The following is a 20,301-nucleotide window of genomic DNA, read 5'->3' as shown; positions in this document are numbered from 1 at the left end:
CTATGAAAAAAAGTATAAGCATCAGCATCGGAGGAATTATTTTCCATATAGAAGAAGACGGCTACCTGATTTTAAATGAATACCTGGAGAGTATCCGGCAGCATTTTTCTGCCTACCCCGACAGCCATGAGATCATTGACGACATTGAAAACCGCATCGCAGAACTGTTTTTCTCAAAATTAACCGATAACAAACAGGCGATTATTTTAGAGGATGTAGAAGAGCTCATTTCCACCATGGGTAGCCTGGATGATTTCGAAACCATTGAAAAAGAATTCGGAACAGATCGGGATTATTTCCAAAACGAAGAAGAACAATTTTTCGAAGAACCTAACAGGCTGTTCCGAGATGAATCCAGAAAAGTGCTTGGAGGGGTGTTGGCAGGCCTTGCTCAATACTTTCAAATCGACCCGCTGTGGATGCGCCTGGGTTTTCTGATTCTTTTTTTTGGATTTAGTTTCATTCCCTCTGTGGCGACTGTTCTGGCCCTGGTCTATCTATGCCTGATATTCATTATGCCAGCTCGCAATGATTTCCCTGAGCAGAAAAATGAGAAAAAAATCTATCGAGATCCGGATCAGAAGGTTTTAGGTGGCGTGTGTGCTGGTTTTTCCGCCTTTTATGGCATTGACATTACTATTGTGCGGCTCATCTTCATCGCCCTGATTTTTCTCGGAGGCACCGCCATTTTCATCTATGCAGCACTTTGGGTCATTCTTCCCGAAGCACAAACCCCTAGCCAAAAGGTAAAAATGCAGGGGCAACCCATCACCCTTGAAAATATTGAAAGCAATATTCGCAAACGTTTAAATAATATTGAAGGAGAAGAAAATATTGCCACTAAAATACTTTTGTTTCCCTTTCGGATATTAGCGGAACTTCTTACCGTACTACAGGGTGTGTTAGGGCCTTTATTGACTTTCCTGGCCGATATTTTCAGAGTATTTCTGGGATTTATTACCTCCTTTACCGGGTTTGTTACACTGGTGGTTTTACTCATCATTGCAGTGGCAAGCATGGGCTGGCTGGGCAATGATATCGTGGTGGGGGATTTCCCTCTCCCCGCCGAACTAATCACCACCGTTACCTCTCCGGCATTAGTAGTGACGGGATTTTTCCTGATGGCCATCCCGGCATTTTACCTGATTATTTTGGGGATGATATTTTTCTTCAAAAGATCCATTGGAAACAGGGCTTTTCACATTACCATGCTTTCTCTGTGGGGAATCGCTATGATTGTTGGTCTTTTTCTTATTCCAAAAACAGTGGCCCAGTTTAAGAAAAGTGGATCTGTGGAAATTTCAGAAGTCATTCCTTACCCGGCTGACAGTTTACTCATTTTAAATTTAAACAAAAACAAGGGTATTGACTGGGCGGAAACCAAGCTCAAAATAAGAGGCTATTCCGGTGACAACATCAAAGTGGTGCAGACCCTTGAAGCAAGAGGCAAGTCTACTTATGAGGCCGAGGATAATGCCAGACAAATCCTTTACGGTTACACCGTTAATGAAAGTATAATATCACTGGATCGCTTCTTCCAACTGGATAAAAATGGGAAATTTCGAAATCAGAAACATTTAACAACCCTTTACCTTCCCTTTGGCTTACATTTTCAAATGTCTCCGGCATTGGGAACTGTATTAAGAAACACCCTAAGTCCAAATGGTTACCGCGTCAATCAACTAGCCGACAATGAGTGGGTGTATACCGGAGATGGATTACAATGTGTTACCTGCATTACCAAGGAACAGTTTCATTATAATTCCAATGTGAAGAAAAATCAGATTTCGGGTTATTATGAGGAATTCGAAGTAGCGCCATTTAAAAAAATTGAAGTAAATGGCAGTCTGAAAGCAGAAATTTTCCCGAGTGAGGATTTTGAAGTCATCGCCATTGGAAAGGAGGAGGCTATAGCAGATTGTAAAATAAAGAGCAGAAACGGCACATTGAATTTATCTAATGGTGGTTTAAAAAATATTTTTTCTGATAAGCGAATAAAAATTTTAGTGGGCTGCCCAACTATTAAAGCAATAGAAGCTGGTGGAAGCACTCACGTTATCATTCAGGATTTCAAAGAGAAAGAGAGCATCAGTCTTTACGCCAATGGGGCATCCAACATCGACCTCTTCGGAGAATATGAGGAAGTACATGGTAATGCGGAAGGTGCTTCCAACATCAGTCTAAAGGGAAAAGCCAAATTCGGTGCTTTCAATACCTCAGGAGCCTCTAATGTGAAAGCGCAGGAATTCTGGGTGAAAAATGCGGAAGTCACCTCCTCTGGTGCAAGTTCGGTGAAACTTTCTGCTCAGGAATACCTGAAAGCAGAGGCCTCAGGTAGCTCAAATATATTCTATGAAGGAAACCCTACCATAGACGCTGCCACCTCAGGAGCCGCACAGGTTGAGCAGATTGGAAATTAGGAATAAAGCTAAAAGCTAAGATTCCTCGCGAAAATTTGATTGGACAGCGACGGTACCACAGGATTATTGAAAAAGAAAATCTTTCTTCCTGGTAAAAAAAAGAAAAGTCGCTTCCAATCTTTCAAATTTACCAGCAGATCAATTGATCGTAAAACATCCTCTAACTACTAGCCCGGATAATTCATGCTTAAATCCTCGTTTAGCTGTAAGGCGGAAAAAATGATGGAATTTTTCCTATTTCGAGTTTTTTCAAACGAAACAGATGAATGAGGAGAAAGCAAGCCTACCCAAATTTGGACTATTAAAATCAAAGCAAATTATTTGTAATGAACTGCAATTAAATTACTTACGTTCAGTTAATAAATATAGCGGTAAATAATTCGGGCTAGCTCCATTCCATAGTAGCCCGGTTAATTCATCAAAGGCAGGGCAATCATCAGGAGGTGGTGGTTGCCCTTACTGCTTTCTCCCATTTCACCGATTGACGGCCTTTTAACAGCCGAATCAGGCCCAAATAAACGGACCAGTTCATCATGGCAAAATAGTAAGGCACAAAGAAACCTTTAATCCTGACTTTTTTATCCTGTAGAATCATCCCTAAAAAGGCCAGAAAGTAAAATCCCAATTGGCCAAGCAACAATAAGCTATAAATCCACTCCTCGGACTGAACCGCCAGATATCCATTGGATATAAAAATGAACGGCAAAGCCAATGGAGCCAGCGTCCAACGTAAAACCCGATGCGAAATATATTGAAAACTCAACCACCCATGCTTAAAAATATTAAGTAAAGGGATTAATCTGGAAATGGATTGCAAGCCTCCGGCTGAAATGCGAATCTTTCGCTTCATTTCTTCCTCTACATTTAGGGAAGCCTTTTCGGTAGCCTTGGCGTTTGGCGCATAAGCCACCCGATAGCCCTTTTGGGCAATTCTTAAGGAAATCATAAAATCATCTAAAAGGGTATCCGGCTCAACACCTTCATAAAGACTTGTCCTGACTGAAAACAACTCCCCTGCCGCTCCCACAACCGAGTATAATTGATAGTCCCATTTTTTTAACTGGGACTCATATTTCCAGTAAATTCCTTCCCCTGCCCCGCTGGCTTTTTCCTCTGCATCCATGGCAATCCCCTTTTCTCCGGCAACGGCTCCCACCTGAGGATTGGCATAACACTGCACCATTTCCATTACCGCCTCCGGGTTTAGAAGAGCATTGGCATCTGAAAAAATCGCAATATCGCTTTCTACCTCCCCCATGGCCCGATGCATGGCGGCTATTTTACCTGCCCGTTCCTCCCGATGCAACAATCGCACTTCCGGATTGGATTCAATAATCGACATGGTACCATCATTAGAACCATCCGTCACGAACCAATAAGAAATTTTTTCCTGAGGGTATTCAAGAGATAAACAGTTATCTATTTTTTCCTGAATGTAGGCCTCCTCATTATAGGCAGCCACTATAAAGGTGACCGATGGCAACTCCTCCTCCTCAAAATGAAAAATTTTTTCGGGAAAAAATTTCTTCTTCATTCTTACTAAAAAGCCCAATAGCATGCCGTAACCCACGTAGGTATAAAAAACCAAAGCCAAAGCAGTCCAAAAGATCCATTCTGCCATTGTCAGCTGATCAGATGTCGTCAGTAAATTTATTTCCATTGGTAATCAGAGGTTAAGGTGGACGTTTTTTTGTAGAGAAATTGTTGACCGGTTTTTAAATATTGACTTAATAAATTCTCCGCATTGGCCTGCCACGAAAAATCACGACTACGCTGTAGTCCGGCCGAAATAAGTTGATTCCGAAAAGCCTGATTTTTCAAAATTTCTTCCATGGCCTCCGCTAAAGCAGGTATGGAATGTGGATCGACTAATTTGGCTGCAGCTCCTGACACTTCCGGCATACAGGAAATATTCGATGTGATCACAGGAGTCCCACAGGCCATACTTTCAATGATGGGAAGGCCAAACCCCTCTTCCAGAGAAGGAAAAACAAATAATTCGGCCAAATTATAGACCAAAGGAAGATCTTCAAAAGTGATATATTCAGGCTGTATAAAATCCTGCCATAGATGTTGTAATTGATTTTCTTCCAAAACATTCATTATCATTTCGGAAGGAACATTTGGGCAAACTAATGGCAAAGGGTTTTTCACATTTTGACAATACAAACAATACGCCTCGATCATCTTTATCGCATTTTTTCGCGGATGATCATTCCCAATAAAAAAAATAAAGGTTTCAGGTAAATTATATTTCAGCCTGACAATCTCCAGCGGTTTGAATTGCTGACAGCGTTTAAATGCCGGATTAATTCCATTATAGTTCACTGAAATTTTATTATTCGCAACAGGGAATCGATCTTTTATTTGCTCCTTGGCATTTGAAGAAACTGTGAAAATATGGGTCGCGTTTTTAACCGCAAAAGGAACAACAAAACGCCTATAAGCATTTCCGATAATCTGGTAAGGGCTTCCTTCAAAAGTAGGAGCATGATAATAAATGATATCATGAAGCGTCAATATTAAAGGAACAGACACCAATACGGGAGCAGTATTGCTGGTGCAGTGCAATAAATCAATTTTATATTTTTTAACCGCAGATGGCAGCACCACCTGTTCCCAATCTAATTCTGTCAGGGAAGGCAATAGGACCAATTTGAAATTGTCGCGAAAAGTGATGCAGGACAAATCGCTGTCCGGTTTGGCAAAAATGAAGTACTCATTTTCCTGATCCAGCACTTGCAATGCTTTAAGCATTTCCAGTAAAGCGATCTCTAAACCATGCTTCTTGGGACGAAAAATCCGCCTTGCTTCAATGCCTATTCTCATACACTTTCATATTTAACAGCTCTGCTTAGTGGTGATTTAAAATGCCAACGCACCGCACTCCAAAGTGCTTTACAATGCTCCCACTCTCCTTTTAGCGCAAAAACAAGTAAGCCTTTAGGAAAAGCTAGTAAACCAAAATACAAACTGAAAAACAGCTGGTGTATTTTGGGAAAATTTCGCTTCACAAATAATATGCGATTTCGATTCATATAATAAGTTTTGAATGGATTGCTTTTGCCGATGGAACTAGACTCCCTATGAATGATTTCCACTTTTCCGTTGTATATCAGCTTATAGCCTGCCCTTTTCAACATCGCGCCCCAGTCAAGTTCCTCATAGTACAAAAAATAATCTTCCGGCATCATGCCCGCCTTTTCAATGACTGCCCGGGGAACCATCATAGCTGCGCCATGCGGAAAAGCCGTCTCATATGTTTTGTCATATTGTCCAAGGTCTTTTTCTTTTGCGCCATAAGTACTGTTTCGGGCAGTCCAGGGGTTTAAAGGCGTTGAACCTGCATACTGAATAAGTCCATAGGGTTCAAAAAACTTAATTTTAGGACAAACCAGACCCACATCCGGATAATCCTGAAAAACTTGCATTAATCCGTCCATCAGCCCCTCAGTAAAGAGCGTATCATTATTTGCGAAAAATATAAAATCTCCCGAAGCATGACGATAGCCCAAATTATTGCCTCCGGCAAATCCCAGGTTTGTCTCGCATTCTAAAACCACCACATCAGGAAACTTAGTCAGAATTTCTTCCTTTGGGGAAACCTCCGAGGCATTATCCACAATGATTATTTCCACTTCTTTACCGTGATATTTTTCAATAGAGGCAATAAAATCCATGGTGTATGCTGTGGAGTTATAATTGATCGCGATAATGGAAACCTTGCTTTTATTACTTGACATTATTGGAGGAATGAGTGGTGTGAATAAATTTCTTATTAGCGCCTTTTACTTTCAATAAGGCTAATAGCATCAATAAAAAAGTTTTAGGCAAAAGCAGTATAGCCCCGAAAAGCTTTCTGTTCAACATCCTCCGAGGAAAGGCTACCACTATGGAAAGTAATGTGATAATACAAATTTTCACCCAATCCGAAAATGGGCCTACAAATTGAGGAATGATCAGGGCAAGCAGGGTGAAAAGCCCCATTAAACCCAAAAACAGCAGCCTTGGAAGTTGCAAATTCCGAATAACGGCATTATCAAAAAAAGAAAGATTACCCTTCATCAGGAGCATCAGAGCCTCAAAAAAATATTTTTTTAAATACACAAACTGAGTGGAAATCCACCTGCGTCTTTGATTATAAAAACCGGAAGCATTTTGAATTTTTTCATCATAGGTAATAGCGGTAGCCTGATACTTCACACTCACATTTTCCCGCAGCAGGCGTAGTTCCAGTTCCCTGTCAAAGCCTCCCACGGAGATCATTTCATTTAAGATCCGTTTCACTAAATGAAATTCAAATGCCATTCCGGAACCAATTAGCGGACAGGACATTCCCACTACTGCATGCCCAGAACGGTAAATATGATTATTAATCGCCTCACTGATTCCATCCAAAACCGCCATGGAGGTATTATCATTTTTTGCCGTTCTTTGTCCCTGCACCGCTTGAACTTTAGCGGCAGAGAAAACTTTATGCATTTCCATCAGGCAATTGGGCGCCATTACATTATCAGCATCCAGAATCATCGCATAATCATAATTCCGATTCAGACTTTCAAAAGCCGCATTGAGTGCCTTCACTTTGGTAGATTGTTCAAACTCTACTACCAACAGCTCAACAGGATAATGCTCCAACCGCTTCAATGTATCTTCCTGAAATGAATCCGCAATAACTATAATATCAAATTTCTCTTTAGGATAATTTTGGTTCAAATTTTCCTTCACTACAGATTCAATCACCCCATCCTCTTTATAAGCAGGAATAAGGACCAAAAATGAAGACAAATCGCCTGACTTTTCCTTTGGCGCTACGGTCTTATAAAACAGTCCTGACAAACTGAAGAACAACCAGTAACAGGCATTAAATGTAAAATAAAGCAGGAGAAGGCTAATAATTATTTCCATAATGATTCACTTATAACTTTCTAAAGTAGAAACGAATCAAAATGTTACATCACCCACACTTACTTAAATGCAATAAATAGTAGGTTTTGTTAAAACTTTACAGATTTATAAGGAGTATTAAAAAATATGAAAGACATTGCCAACATCACCTTACCTGACTTCCTGATTATAGGCGCGGGAAAATCAGGCACCACCTCTCTTTACCATTATTTGGATCAACATCCTGATATCTTCTTTTCTGAGGTAAAAGAACCCAATTTTTTTGCATTGGAAGGAATTGATCCGGTTAATGAAAAAGACGACCCGGAACAGATGTTCCACTATCCATGGGCGGTTACGGAGTTCCAGGAATACCTTGATTTGTTCGCCTCAGCGGAACCCCACCAGCTCAAAGCCGAAGCTTCTACCATGTATTTATATAGCAAAAAAGCGGCAGAAGGCATTAAACAAAGGATTCCGGAGGCCAAACTTATTGCAGTTTTGAGGCAGCCCGCAGAAAGATTATGGTCTAGATATTTGCATTTGGCTAGAGAAAACAGGACTCCTGAGGTTAGTTTTAATGATGTAATAAAAAAAGGAAATATATATTGGAAAAGGCCTGACCTTATTCCAAGTGGCTTTTATGCCGATCATTTAAAAAGTTATTTTGACCTTTTCCCTGAGCATCAGATAAAAATACTATTTCATGAAGACCTCTTAAAAAAACCTTCAGAAGTTTTAAACCAGCTTATTGAATTCCTGGATTTAGCCCCTTTTGAATTTGAAACCAACCAGCAATTTAATAAATCCGGATACATCAAAAATAAAAAGCTGGATGCCATTATCGGACAAAATAGTGTGGTCAAAAAGTCCGTTGAAAAGCTAACTCCCGGTCTTTTAAACCTGATTAAAGGACAACCGCACCTCAAAAAATGGCTGAATAATGCCAGAAATGCCAATCTTGAAAAACCTTCATTCCCAAAAGAGCTCAAAAACAAAATCACACAAGAAATATATTTGGAGGATATTGAAAAGCTAGAAGACCTGCTAAGGGTAAATTTAGATCACTGGAAACATTTCAACTAACATTGGGTACTGATTTTATATGTGCAGAAATTTAATTAGTTTCTCCTATCAAAATCTACTAAACCATGGAATATCGCAGCCTTAGCAAAAAAACAGAAGAATTATTGAACCAACAAGTCGCCATGGAGGCAAAAGCTTCCGCCATCTACCTCGGAATGGCCTCCTGGTGTGAAAGAAACGCATTTGAACATTCCGCAAAGTTCTTTTACCTCCAGTCAGATGAGGAAAGAATGCATATGCTCAAAATTTTCAATTATCTAAATGAAGTTGGTGGGCAGGCGATCAGTCCTGAAATCACCGACATCCCTCAAGACTATGAATCTTTAAAAAATCTATGTGAATCCTTTCTTAACCATGAGGTTTCGGTAACTCAGTCGATTAATGCTTTAATGAGCCATTGTTATCAGGAAAACGATTTTATTACCATCAATTTCTTACAGTGGTTTGCCACAGAGCAACGCGAGGAGGAAATGACTGCGAGAAGAATACTTGACTTCTTTGAAGTGGCCGGAGATGAAGGAGTAGCGCTGTATATGATAGACCAATCTATTGGAAACTTAGCTACCTCTCCGGAATAAGGGGAACGAAAAGTTATAATAATATGGATAAAATCAACTTTTGCGCAGTCAAAAGAATAAAAACGCTTATTTTTTATTCAAGTATTATAAAAAACTTACAGGAAAGGCTATTTTTTTAGCCTTATTTGGTGATAAATTTTAAAATTTTTCGCTTTTTTGAAAAGACATTTATTATTTGGACATTAATTATCTCAAGTAATAGTTATTTTAACACCATTGCATCCAACATTCATTCTATGAAACTAAAATACCCCTTATTAATACTTATTTTCTCCTGTTTAAGTATTCTGGAGGTAACAGCTCAATCATTTTATGCCAGAGGAGCCGACAGAAGATTTGTTTTTACGGCGGGGACAGGTATAGCCAACTATTATGGTGACCTTGCAAATGATGGGCAGTTTTGGGTGCAACCCAATCTTACCGTTGGATTAAGGTACAGATTCTGGGATCGCCTCAGTATTGCCGGAGACATCACCTATTTCACTCTAAGAGGTGATGATGCGAAGGCCAATGACATTGGACGTCGAAATCGGAATTTAAATTTCATGTCGCATAACGTGGAATTTGCCACTACCCTACATGTGGATTTGTTTCCGGTGCCTTCCAGGTTCTATGCACGTAGAGCAGTTAACCCCTACTTTTTTATTGGTATTGGTGGAGTAACCGTTAACCCAACCACGAAACTAGATGGCACCAAGTACAATCTCAGAAATATTGAAACGGAGCCCGGACAGTCTTACGGTGCTGTTACTTATACAATTCCAATGGGATTCGGCTGTAGTTTCAGAGTCTCTCCATTTGTCAATATTGCTGTAGACGGAGGATATAGATTTACAGGTACTGATTATTTAGACGATGTTTCAGGCCCTAGATATATGCCTTTCGATGCCGAATCATTGGAGTCAAGGCTTTCGGATAGAACCAGAGAAATATTACCTAATGATCCTGACCGATGGCCATCAAACCGACCAGAAGAAAGTCAAGTAAGAGGAAACCCGGACAACAATGACGGTTACTTTCTGATGAATTTCCGGGTTGAATACTTTTTCTCCTTTGGATCTGGAGGAAAGGTTCATAAGAGAAAAAGAAGTACCAGAAGATACAAACCGAAGAAACGAAGAAGAAGATAAAACAACAAAGCCCTCCGAAGAGGGCTTTTTTTATATCTGTTTTTCAAGGAAGAATGTTGCCATTAAAAAATTCAAAGATAAGGCCACCATTCCTCCAAAAAGCGCCTTCATTAAAACACCTTCCCAGGGAAGCACCAACACCAAATGAACCCCATAAAATCCTAAGGCCGAAATAATCCCCCAAAAAGCGAGACTAAAAATACTGAATAACAGCTGAGGTCTACTATTATTCAATAGCAATGAACCTAATCTACTATTAAGCCACTTATGCAGCATTGGTTTATAGTCTGACAGAAAAGAATAATTAGCTAAACTATTGCTAATATCTTTTTGAATAATAGTCCCTAAAATTAAGGGCATAAAAAACGCGGTCCCTAGAAAATCAACATAAAGTCCTTTACCCTCAAATACAGAAATCTCTTCTTTGGGCAGGTACATGATCGCTGCCACTAAACCATTCATCAAAATATTGATAATGGTCAACTTAAATAAATATCGATTTCTAAATGCTTTGTATTCCATAATCTTCAATAGAAACAGTGTTTAATTCATTAGAAACCACAATTTTTCACGAACTTTAAAGCAAATAGAGCTAAACCATTACCCCCACTCCCAACACGAGTAACACTAAAAGGAAAACAACAACAAGGTAGGGCAAAACCCATTTAAAAAATTCACCATACCCAATTTTCCCAATGGCGAGTCCCCCCATCACTACTGCAGAAGTGGGTGTAAATAGATTCACAAAACCTGATGCCGTTTGATAAGCGGTCACCACCCAATGCGCTTCAACACCCGCAAAGGAACTTAAAGGAGCCATAATAGGCATTGTCAGAGTTGCCAGACCTGAAGTTGAAGGAATGAAAAAAGAAAGAAAAACCTCCAGGATAAACATCATGCAGATAAAAACCGAACTGCTTAACCCCGAAATAGCCATTTCGGCATAATTTAAAATAGTATCGATAATCAAACCATCATTCATGACCACCGTGATTCCACGGCTAATCCCAACAATAAATGCCACGCCTAGCATATCCCGGGCCCCATTCACAAAATTAGAGGCAATCTCATCCTCTTTCATACCCACTAAAACTCCCATCAAAATAGCAGAGCATAAGAATAGGGCATTCAGTTCATTGAACCACCAGCCTAAAGTGGGCATTATCGTTATCCCTAAATCTGCAAAAGGAATAACGCCCACAATCATCACCAAAAAAGTCAGGGCAAAAAGGATTAAAGCCAGGCTTTGTTTTTGACTGAGTGCTGACAATGCAATTTCCTGCTGCTCCTCCTCGATTTTGGGCGCTGTTTTTACGGATTTAGCATACCTTAAGAGAAAGGAGGAAGTCAACAGCCACATCACGAACCAAATGAATACTCTTACTCCCAAACCATCTCCTATAGAAATTCCGGCAAAACCTGATGCGATTGCCGTTGAAAAAGGATTCACGGTGGAAGATAAAACACCAAAACCTGCTCCTAATAAAATTGTCCCCACAGCCGTTCGCGCATTAAAGCCCGCTGAAGCAAAAACTGGAATTAAGACCGGATAAAAAGCCAATGTCTCCTCGGCCATCCCAAAGGTGGAACCACCTAAACCAAAAAGAGCGGTCAGCACAGGAATCATCCATTGTTCTCTCCCTTGTAACTTCTTCAGCACTTGTTTCACACCAGCATCAATTGCTCCAGTGGCCATTATTACTCCGAGAAATCCTCCTATCATTAAAATGAAGACAGAAACGTCAATGGCTTTATAAAATCCCTGAATTGGCGCCAGGACCACCTCAAAAATTCCCTGGGGATTTGCCTCTACTGCTTCATAAGTATTTGGTAGGGGCAAAAATCCGTCCTCTACCCCTCGCATCGCTTCCTGGGGAGAAAGTCTTTTCCCTTCTCCATTTTGGTAGGCATATTTACCAGTAGGGAGTAAATGGGTTAAAACGGCTACGAATACAATAATCGACAATAGAATCGTATAGGCGGAGGGAAGTTTAATGGCTTTCATTAAATCGTTTAAATAATAAATGGAGGCGCAAAATTAAAATTTAATCTTAATGAGCGGCAAATATTTAAGCACATTTTCATTACAAATAAAAAAGCGTTCCAAATGATTGAAACGCCTTAGCTGAGACTGTAAAATAAACGCTGTCCATATTTGTTAAATTTATAACTTGCAAACATTATGGATACTTACCAGAACAAAGACCAGCAGTCAGAGACTAATTTCGAAGAGATGCGCGACTTAGCCATCAAGCAACTTAAATCAGGCAAATCCTTAACAGGAGAAGGTGGCGTTTTTGCCCCTTTACTTAAACAATTCCTAGACAGTGCTTTGGAGGCTGAGATGGAAGCGCACTTGCGAAAGGAGAAGCAGTCTGACAAGAAAAATAAAAGAAACGGTAAGCGAAAGAAAACGGTTAAAACCTCAGCTGGTGAGGTTGAACTAATCACTCCTCAAGATAGGGAGAACAGTTTTCAGCCTGAAATTGTACCTAAACGTTCGACCGTTTTAGCAGATAGTCTATCCGCTAAAATCACGGTTCTTTATGCTAAGGGGATGAGTCTTAGGGATATTTCCGAGTACATTGAAGACATGTATGACACGAAAGTAAGCGCACAAACGCTCTCTTCGATAGTTGACAAGATTTTGCCGGAGGTTAAAGCCTGGCAAAACAGAGATCTTAAATCGGTATATCCCATTGTCTGGATGGATGCATTTCACTTTAAGGTGAGAGGAGAAGATGGTCGGGTAACTAGTCGAGCCGTTTACAATGTTCTTGCACTGGATGAAGAAGGTAAGAAAGAATTAATTGGTATGTATGTATCTGAATCCGAGGGGGCTAAATTTTGGCTGAATGTTCTAACCCATCTAAAAAATAGAGGGGTTGAAGATATTTTGATTGCCTGTACTGATAACCTGAAAGGTTTTTCAGAAGCCATCCAGAGCATCTTTCCAAAGACTGAAATTCAGAAATGTGTCATTCACCAGATTCGCAATTCGACCAAATATGTGGCCTCCAAAGATCAAAAGGAATTCATGAAAGATCTTAAACTGGTCTATAAGGCAACAACGAAGGAAGTGGCTGAAACAGAGCTAGGCAACCTGAAAAATAAGTGGGGTGGTAAATATCCGGTGGTGATCGAGTCCTGGGAACGTAATTGGGAGGAATTAACCCATTACTTTCAGTATGATACGCATATTCGTAAGATGATTTACACCACTAATGCGGTAGAGGGTTTTCATCGTCAGGTTCGTAAAATCACCAAAACCAAGGGTGCTTTTACCAACGATAATGCGTTGCTAAAACTCATCTATCTGGCTTATATGAACATCTCCAAAAAATGGACCTCTGCTGTTCAAAACTGGGGAATAACCGCTCAGCAGCTTAGAATCCACTTTGGAGACAGAATGCCAATGGACATCTGATCCCACAGAAAACAAAGTGTCAGATACAAAAATAAGAGATGAGCATGCATCCACGCAAGGGTATATAAATAGGCTCCTTCGTCGCCTACCCTTGCATGGAGCCAGCACATCTCTTAAAAAGTACTGAACACTTGGCTTTCAAAAGAAATAATTTGATATTATTTCTTTAGCTTAGCAGGGCTTATCTGCAGAGAGGAGAATTTTTTAGAGACAGCGTTCAGTTTACACTCCCCTTAGGGGGCTTGATTTTTATCTATTTAGATTAACTCCCCCCCCCTCCTGTTCTTTAAGCAACCGTCGGAGAATTTTCCCTACATTGCTCTTAGGCAGCTCTTCCATAAATTCTACCTCTTTAGGCACCTTATAAGCCGTTAATTCCTTCTTACAAAATTCAATTAATTCCTCTTTGGTGAGAGCATCATCACTTTTCACCACACAGACCTTCACTTTTTCTCCTGACCGTTCATCAGGGATACCAATAGCACCAACTTCCAGTACTTTAGGGTGAGAGGCTACTATATTCTCGACCTCATTAGGATAAACATTAAAGCCAGAAACTAGGATCATTTCCTTTTTCCTGTCCACAATTTTGAAAAAACCCTCCTCGTCAACAGTCGCTATATCTCCTGTTTTTAACCAATCCCCTTCAAAAACTTCCGCAGTAGCCTCCGGTCTTTCCCAATAACCTTTCATCACCTGCGGTCCACGCACCCAAAGTTCTCCCGGCTCTCCAAATTCAGCCTCTGTGCCATTTTCCTTCATGATTTTCACTTCCGTAGAGGGAAATGGAAGGCCAATACTTCCCATATGTTGAGAACCATCCAGTGGGTTAATAGTGATTCCCGGAGAAGTTTCCGTCATGCCATAAGCTTCAGCCAAAGGGCATTTGGTGACTTCTTCCCATTTTTGGGCAACCGCATCCTGCACTGCCATTCCTCCACCGAGCGTAACCTTTAACTGAGAAAAGTCAATAGATTTGAAATCTTCTCTATTCAACAGGGCATTGAACAGGGTATTGACACCGGAAATCATGTTGAAGGTATTATTCTTCATAATTTTCACAAAAGCCGGCAAGTCCCTTGGGTTAGTAACCAAAATATTCTTTCCTCCCAATTTAAAAACTAATAAACAATTGGCGGTCAGGGCGAAAATATGGTACATTGGCAAGGCGGTCATGATCACCGCTCCCTCTGCCGGCAAAACCGGTCGGACCCAGGCTGTGGAACCTTCCAGTGCCGCCACAATATTTCTGTGGGTCAACATAGCCCCTTTGGAAAGCCCGGTAGTCCCGCCGGTATATTGCAGAAAGGCAATATCCTCAGACTCCACCTCCACCTTTTTCAGAGGATGAGATTTCCCCAACTTCAGCGCTTCTTTAAAGCTGATAGCCTGGGGTAAATTGAATTTAGGGACTAATTTTTTAATACGACGAACTACAAAATTCACCAACCAGCCTTTTAAACCTCCCAGCATATCTCCCGTTCCGGTGAGGATCACCTGCTCAATCGGAGTGTTTTTCAATATCCCCTGAAGGTTGAAAGCGAAATTCTCATATATCAATAATGCCTTCACACCTGCATCCTTAAACTGGTGTTCCATTTCCCGGGGCGTATACAAGGGATTGGTATTGACCACAATCAAGCCTGCACGTATGGCTCCCCAAAGTGCGATTGGATATTGTAACAGGTTGGGAACCTGAATAGCAATTCGATCCCCTTTTTTTAAACCTAATTCGCCTTGCAAATAGCCAGCAAACTGAGCGGAGTACACCTCCAGCTCTTTATAAGTAATTTCTTTATCAAAATTATTAAAAGCAATCCGATCCGAATAAACCGAAACCGTCTCCTCAAACAGATCAACCAATGAGCTGTATTTTTCCGGATCGATTTCAAAGGGGACTCCTGATGGATAGTTTTTCCTCCAAAAATATTTTTCTTTCTGAGTTTCCATAAGATATAATTGGGTTCTGTTATTTCACCTGAAACAAAAACAACAATTGACCAGGCTTTAATTCTCTTTTATAAGAATATAACGAAAAAAAGTACAATCAATCCGCAAAAATGTAATTGAATACTTGAAATACCAAATTTGTATTTAAAATCCCCAAAAGATCCATCAGTTTCCTTTTTAAGAATGGAAAAGACACAAAAAAACCGGATTAAAAACCCGGTTAAAACAATTATTTTCATCTTCCCTGTTGGTGAATAAAATCCAGTCGGACATTTGCCCCTCCTTCCCCCACTCTTTTATCGAAATACTCCACCGAAATTCTATTCGAGGTTAAATCCAGAATTTTCATTTCAGTCCGAATAGTGTCCACGGAATATTCTAATAAAATATCAGAAACAAAGGGCTGATATTCCGATCGGTGTGTGACATTCCAAACCCCCATAATGGCAATGGAATCTGATTCAAAATCAGGACAATCCTCCGTGCTCTTCACCCAATAACCTAATGGATTTTCAAGTTCAAAACCAAAATCTTCCTGCAACTCATCATATTTGGCATTTAAAACAAAATCACTTCCAATTAAGGTATTTGCATTGCAGGTATCCAATGCTGCCGGAGCCCCATCTATCAAATACTGAACGGCCGTCCAGTATTTGATGGAATCATTAGTCATCATTCTGCTGACTTCCCCAGGGCTAAACTGCGGATCGTCAATGGAACTACATCTGAAAAAAAGCCCGAGCATCAGGCCAAAAAAAACGATCTTCCTCATGTCTTGAATTATTACTAAAATGCGAAACCAGTCGGTATTTAAATAACACTACCCTCCCTAAGGGGAAAAAACTCCCTTCATTAAATCCGAAATCGCGGGTCACTACGCATTGCACAAAGAAAAACAATTCTTCTTTAGCCTGAAAGAAAGACGGATTTAAAAATTCCTTTGCTTAATTTGTGTTTTTATACCCGAGCATTTCAATCTATGATTTTAAATTACATTTGGATTGGGCTTTTTCTATTGGCCTTTCTCTCTGCCATCATTCAAGCCCTGTTTTTTCAAAACTATGAGGTTTTTTCGGCTGTGGTGGACAAAATTTTTGAGATGGCCAAAACCGGATTTGAAATTTCCATTATGCTCACCGGTATCATGGCTTTTTGGCTGGGGCTCATGAGGATTGGTGAAAAAGCCGGTTTAATAAATGTGGTCAATAAAGCTGTTGGCCCGTTTTTCAGAAAACTCTTCCCAGAAATCCCTGAAAACCACCCTGTTCTCACGCCCATTTTATTAAACTTCTCTGCCAATATGCTGGGACTGGACAATGCCGCCACCCCTTTGGGATTAAAAGCAATGGAAGGTTTACAATCAATCAATCCTCAAAAAGATACCGCTTCCAATGCTCAAATCATGTTTTTGGTTTTGAACACCTCTGGGCTGACCATCCTTCCGGTGAGTATATTGGCTTACCGACTGGAAATGGGGGCAGCCAATCCGGCTGATGTTTTTATACCAATTCTATTAACGACATTCCTTTCCACGCTGGCCGGTTTGATAGCGGTATCCATTTATCAAAAGATAAATTTATTTCACCCGACCATATTGGCCTATTTGGGAGGAGTCTCAGCTTTCATCCTGGGGCTGCTATATTATTTTTCATTGCTAAGTCCTGAAGAACTTTCTACTTACAGTCGTATTTTTTCCAATGCGATCATTTTAACCATCATCACTTTGTTCGTGGCCTTTGGCTGGAGGAAAAAGGTGAATGTGTATGAAGCCTTCATAGAAGGAGCAAAAGAGTCTTTTGGGATTGCAGTGACAATTATCCCCTATTTAGTTGCCATGCTGGTGGCCATTGGTGCATTCCGGGCATCAGGTGCAATGGATTTTGTTATTGACCAATTGAGCCTGGCTTTTGAAATGATAGGCGTAAACGCTGATTTTCTACCAGCCCTGCCTACTGCTCTGATGAAACCCCTGAGCGGATCAGGAGCCCGTGGACTCATGGTGGAAGCTATGAGTAATTACGGCCCCGATTCTTTTGTAGGAAGACTGACATCCGTAATGCAGGGGTCTACAGAAACTACTTTATATGTGGTGGCGCTTTACTTTGGGGCTGTCAATATTCGCAAAACACGATATGCCATCACTTGTGGACTAATAGCAGATTTTGTTGGAATTATTGCCGCAATATTCATTGCCTATTTGTTTTTTCATCAAGTTTGACCAAATTCGAAGTGAATGGCATAAATATTTATTATATTTTCTATTCGTAAGAAATTCTTTCATTTAGCCCATTAGTTGACCTATAGAACTACTTTATTTGAACTTATTAATAATGAGTCGTTTATAAAGTAGTAAATATACTGCCTATGGTACCCAACACAATTTTTGCAGATTCAACCATGCAAAACGACCTATTTGACCATGCAAAATTTCACTTTCTGAACAAATTTCCGGAAAGCCTACCCATAGAAAATGCCTATCTACATATAGGAATGTTTATGGGGTGGATCATTGATCAGGAACTGTATTCAGAATATTTTGAAGAAGAAGCAGAAACAGAAATCTTCAGATTTAAACTAAGGGAGCTCTCGCCTATGCTTTTAAGCGAAATTTGGGGAGGTGCTTTAAGTCATGATCTTTTAAACGAAAAAGGCAAAAGCTTTGCTGATCACTATTATGCATCAGGTGAGTTTCTCAAGGATTATGAGAGTGTTCTGGCCAATGGACTACCCTCCATTTACCACGTTCAGGATAATTGGAGAAATTACAAGAAAATTTCAGATTTAATGGATCACAAATTCCAAATGTGGTCAAAAGACTAATGATATAATTAAAGCATACGATCCGGCTAAAATTAAATTAACTGAGGCGATTTGGGTATTTTATTTCACCAATAATTCCGCCCTATCTTAATCGTGGGGAACGATTGAAAATAGCTTAATCTTAGGCGCTCACTTTACTTTCATTCACATTATTTATTTTTTGATAGATTTAGTTAGTCCAGCTAAAAAATGTGATATCAACCCTTTGACATCGTCATGCTTGAATTTCAAATCGCTCAAATTTGGGTAGGCTTATTCATCTGCTTTGCTGGATAACTCTGGAACAGGTAACAATCCTTCATTTTTCCCTCCCAGCAATTAAAGGAGGATTTCGAATGAATAATTTAGCTTAAGAATAGAACCTAAGAAACAAAAAAGCCGACAGTAACTGTCGGCTTTTTCGGTTTATAACCTATTCATTTTTAAACTCATTATCTACTTCACCAAAAACTCCTCTTCCAAAACAGCAATTTGCTCTGGGGAAGGGTAAAAATTTCTCAAGCGATCTTTATAGGACTCCGGAAAGCATTCGGTTCCGATTACATAATTTTTTATTGCGGTAACGTGAGCGGCATAGCCCTTCGAAACCGCAAAACTGTCCGCGGCATACTCTGCCTTTCTCATGAAGTTTTTGGAACAAACATACCCAATTCCAAATCTCAGCATGCTCAATTTACTTTTATGCTGATAATCCATAATATGCCCCAGTTCGTGGGCAATAAGACCAACCAAAACTTCTCTGGGGGCTTCAGCCACCACCATTCCATTCAGTGGATCAACATTATCGCTCATTTTTATCACATATCCACGTTTATCCGTACTCCTGTAAAGAACAGAGGCTTTGGGCTGCGCACACATGGTCATTCCTTTTATGCTGGTGAATTTAAATTCAATCGGCGTATCCCATAATTCCGGATACTGGGGCATCACCTCCTCCACTATATCTAGTATTTCTTCAGGAATAATTTTATTCCCCAACATTTGCTCTTCTAAAGACACGACAGCGCCCTCATTTGTAAGCTCCTTCTTTTCAGAAGCCCCATTGAATCCAAATAAACTCACCCAAAGAAATATTAAATACAGTATTTTCATATGCGATTAAATATCAGTTTATAATACACAAGGGTGGTGCCAAATTTAGAATGAAGCATAAAATATTCGCTTTTATTAATTTTATCCCTCTATATAATAAAATGTAACGTGAACATGGATTGTTTCAATATGTATAGTACAATAAAAACCAAATAAATAAAAAAAGCCCCCAAATGGGAGCCTTTTCAATGAACTTTGCCGTTCAATTATTTTTGCTTGCTGGCTTCAAACTCAGTATTCAAGCCTTTCAAAACCTCATTGGTAATATCAAACTTAGGATTAGCATAAAGTACGCCGGACCCTTTTGTATAGGTCAACACCAAATCATATGCATTGGATGAACCATAATTCTGCAAGTAATCCGTAACTACAGAGTCTAATTCTGCCAACATTTGGTTACGTTCTATTGCCAGGGTCTGATTCAATGAAGCTTCGTATTGCGCCAAATTATCACGCTTACGCATTAATTCTTCTTCTTTAGATCTTGCCTGATTGATGGTCAGACTTCCACGGGTCTTATCATACGCTTCAAACTCACTCTGTAAGCCTTCCGCACGATTTTGGAATTCTTTTTGGTATTTCTCGGTCTTGCTGGCAAGATCATCTTGCTTCTCTTTAAAAAATCCGTAGTTGTTCAATAATGTATCAGTATTGATATAAGCTACTTTCATGCCTGCAGCAGCGGCAGAAGAAGCGTTTACGGAGGCTACTTCGGCAGTGCTTCCAGCAGGGGTAGTCGGTTGGTTACACGCGTATAAAGATAATACTGCACCTGCCAAAAGGCCATTAATTGCCAACTTGAAATTTTTCACGGTTAATCATTTAGTATTAAAAATAAGGTGCGCCCCGCACCTAATCGAGAGGGCAATAATAATAAAAAAAGTCCCTTATTTAAAATACCACCGTAATTT

17 protein-coding genes are annotated in these 20,301 nt (G+C 40.0%); 7 read left to right on the top strand and 10 right to left on the bottom strand.

Annotated elements, in window-relative coordinates:
• Positions 1–2 precede the first annotated feature (2 nt).
• Positions 3–2,420, top strand: a complete 2,418-nt coding sequence (locus tag NG22_RS05265; protein WP_053404755.1) for a PspC domain-containing protein — start codon at positions 3–5, stop codon at positions 2,418–2,420.
• A 436-nt stretch (positions 2,421–2,856) separates the two neighbouring features.
• Here the strand turns inward: NG22_RS05265 and NG22_RS05260 are convergent, their stop codons facing one another.
• Genes NG22_RS05260 through NG22_RS05245 form a run of 4 tightly spaced genes read right to left on the bottom strand, consistent with a single transcriptional unit; the run spans position 2,857 to position 7,328 of the window.
• Positions 2,857–4,080, bottom strand: coding sequence for a glycosyltransferase family 2 protein (locus NG22_RS05260; protein ID WP_253275651.1), 1,224 nt, complete (start codon positions 4,078–4,080; stop codon positions 2,857–2,859).
• A complete protein-coding gene (locus NG22_RS05255; protein WP_053404753.1) occupies positions 4,071–5,249 on the bottom strand; it encodes a glycosyltransferase family 1 protein in 1,179 nt (392 codons plus the stop codon). Before NG22_RS05255 ends, NG22_RS05260 begins: the two co-directional genes overlap by 10 nt.
• Complete coding sequence (locus NG22_RS05250; protein ID WP_053404752.1) at positions 5,246–6,163, bottom strand: glycosyltransferase family 2 protein; 918 nt, start codon at positions 6,161–6,163, stop codon at positions 5,246–5,248. The genes NG22_RS05255 and NG22_RS05250 overlap by 4 nt, the downstream gene beginning before the upstream one ends.
• Positions 6,153–7,328, bottom strand: coding sequence for a glycosyltransferase (locus tag NG22_RS05245; protein WP_072159039.1), 1,176 nt, complete (start codon positions 7,326–7,328; stop codon positions 6,153–6,155). The genes NG22_RS05250 and NG22_RS05245 overlap by 11 nt, the downstream gene beginning before the upstream one ends.
• A 126-nt stretch (positions 7,329–7,454) precedes the next feature.
• On the opposite strand from NG22_RS05245, the gene NG22_RS05240 reads away from it, so the two are divergent.
• The 3 genes from NG22_RS05240 to NG22_RS05230 all read left to right on the top strand — a co-directional run bounded on the left by NG22_RS05240 (position 7,455) and on the right by NG22_RS05230 (position 10,101).
• Positions 7,455–8,393, top strand: a complete 939-nt coding sequence (locus tag NG22_RS05240; RefSeq protein ID WP_053404750.1) for a sulfotransferase — start codon at positions 7,455–7,457, stop codon at positions 8,391–8,393.
• A 65-nt stretch (positions 8,394–8,458) separates the two neighbouring features.
• A complete protein-coding gene (locus NG22_RS05235; RefSeq protein WP_053404749.1) occupies positions 8,459–8,971 on the top strand; it encodes a ferritin in 513 nt (170 codons plus the stop codon).
• Between the two features lie 236 nt (positions 8,972–9,207).
• On the top strand, positions 9,208–10,101 hold the full coding sequence (locus NG22_RS05230) for a DUF6089 family protein (protein WP_157600871.1): 894 nt from the start codon (positions 9,208–9,210) through the stop codon (positions 10,099–10,101).
• A 30-nt stretch (positions 10,102–10,131) separates the two neighbouring features.
• Here NG22_RS05230 and NG22_RS05225 read toward each other — a convergent pair whose 3' ends face one another.
• Both NG22_RS05225 and NG22_RS05220 read right to left on the bottom strand, forming a co-directional pair.
• Positions 10,132–10,623 (bottom strand): hypothetical protein, encoded by a 492-nt coding sequence (locus NG22_RS05225; protein WP_053404747.1) that lies wholly within the window; start codon positions 10,621–10,623, stop codon positions 10,132–10,134.
• 70 nt (positions 10,624–10,693) lie between these two features.
• Entirely contained in the window at positions 10,694–12,106 is a 1,413-nt protein-coding gene (locus tag NG22_RS05220; protein ID WP_053404746.1) for a YfcC family protein, read from the bottom strand.
• Between the two features lie 177 nt (positions 12,107–12,283).
• On the opposite strand from NG22_RS05220, the gene NG22_RS05215 reads away from it, so the two are divergent.
• Positions 12,284–13,528, top strand: coding sequence for an IS256 family transposase (locus tag NG22_RS05215; RefSeq protein WP_053404745.1), 1,245 nt, complete (start codon positions 12,284–12,286; stop codon positions 13,526–13,528).
• 249 nt (positions 13,529–13,777) lie between these two features.
• Here the strand turns inward: NG22_RS05215 and NG22_RS05210 are convergent, their stop codons facing one another.
• Complete coding sequence (locus NG22_RS05210; RefSeq protein WP_053404744.1) at positions 13,778–15,478, bottom strand: AMP-binding protein; 1,701 nt, start codon at positions 15,476–15,478, stop codon at positions 13,778–13,780.
• A gap of 235 nt (positions 15,479–15,713) precedes the next feature.
• The gene (locus NG22_RS05205; RefSeq protein ID WP_053404743.1) at positions 15,714–16,250 is read right to left on the bottom strand and encodes a hypothetical protein; all 537 of its coding nucleotides are present in this window, start codon (positions 16,248–16,250) and stop codon (positions 15,714–15,716) included.
• Between the two features lie 207 nt (positions 16,251–16,457).
• Here NG22_RS05205 and NG22_RS05200 point away from each other — a divergent pair, with 207 nt between their 5' ends.
• Both NG22_RS05200 and NG22_RS05195 read left to right on the top strand, forming a co-directional pair.
• Positions 16,458–17,696 (top strand): nucleoside recognition domain-containing protein, encoded by a 1,239-nt coding sequence (locus NG22_RS05200; RefSeq protein WP_053404742.1) that lies wholly within the window; start codon positions 16,458–16,460, stop codon positions 17,694–17,696.
• Positions 17,697–17,875: 179 nt separating this feature from the next.
• Entirely contained in the window at positions 17,876–18,298 is a 423-nt protein-coding gene (locus NG22_RS05195; RefSeq protein ID WP_072159038.1) for a hypothetical protein, read from the top strand.
• Between the two features lie 435 nt (positions 18,299–18,733).
• Here NG22_RS05195 and NG22_RS05190 read toward each other — a convergent pair whose 3' ends face one another.
• Both NG22_RS05190 and NG22_RS05185 read right to left on the bottom strand, forming a co-directional pair.
• A complete protein-coding gene (locus NG22_RS05190; RefSeq protein ID WP_053404740.1) occupies positions 18,734–19,390 on the bottom strand; it encodes a hypothetical protein in 657 nt (218 codons plus the stop codon).
• 206 nt (positions 19,391–19,596) lie between these two features.
• Complete coding sequence (locus tag NG22_RS05185) at positions 19,597–20,202, bottom strand: OmpH family outer membrane protein (RefSeq protein WP_053404739.1); 606 nt, start codon at positions 20,200–20,202, stop codon at positions 19,597–19,599.
• Between the last annotated feature and the right edge of the window lie 99 nt (positions 20,203–20,301).

The sequence above is a fragment of the Persicobacter sp. CCB-QB2 genome, assembly GCF_001274635.1.
GTDB classification, from domain to species: Bacteria; Bacteroidota; Bacteroidia; order Cytophagales; family Cyclobacteriaceae; genus Persicobacter; species Persicobacter diffluens.
Note: the sequence above shows the minus strand (reverse complement) of the source record. Positions and strands in the feature narration are given on the sequence as shown.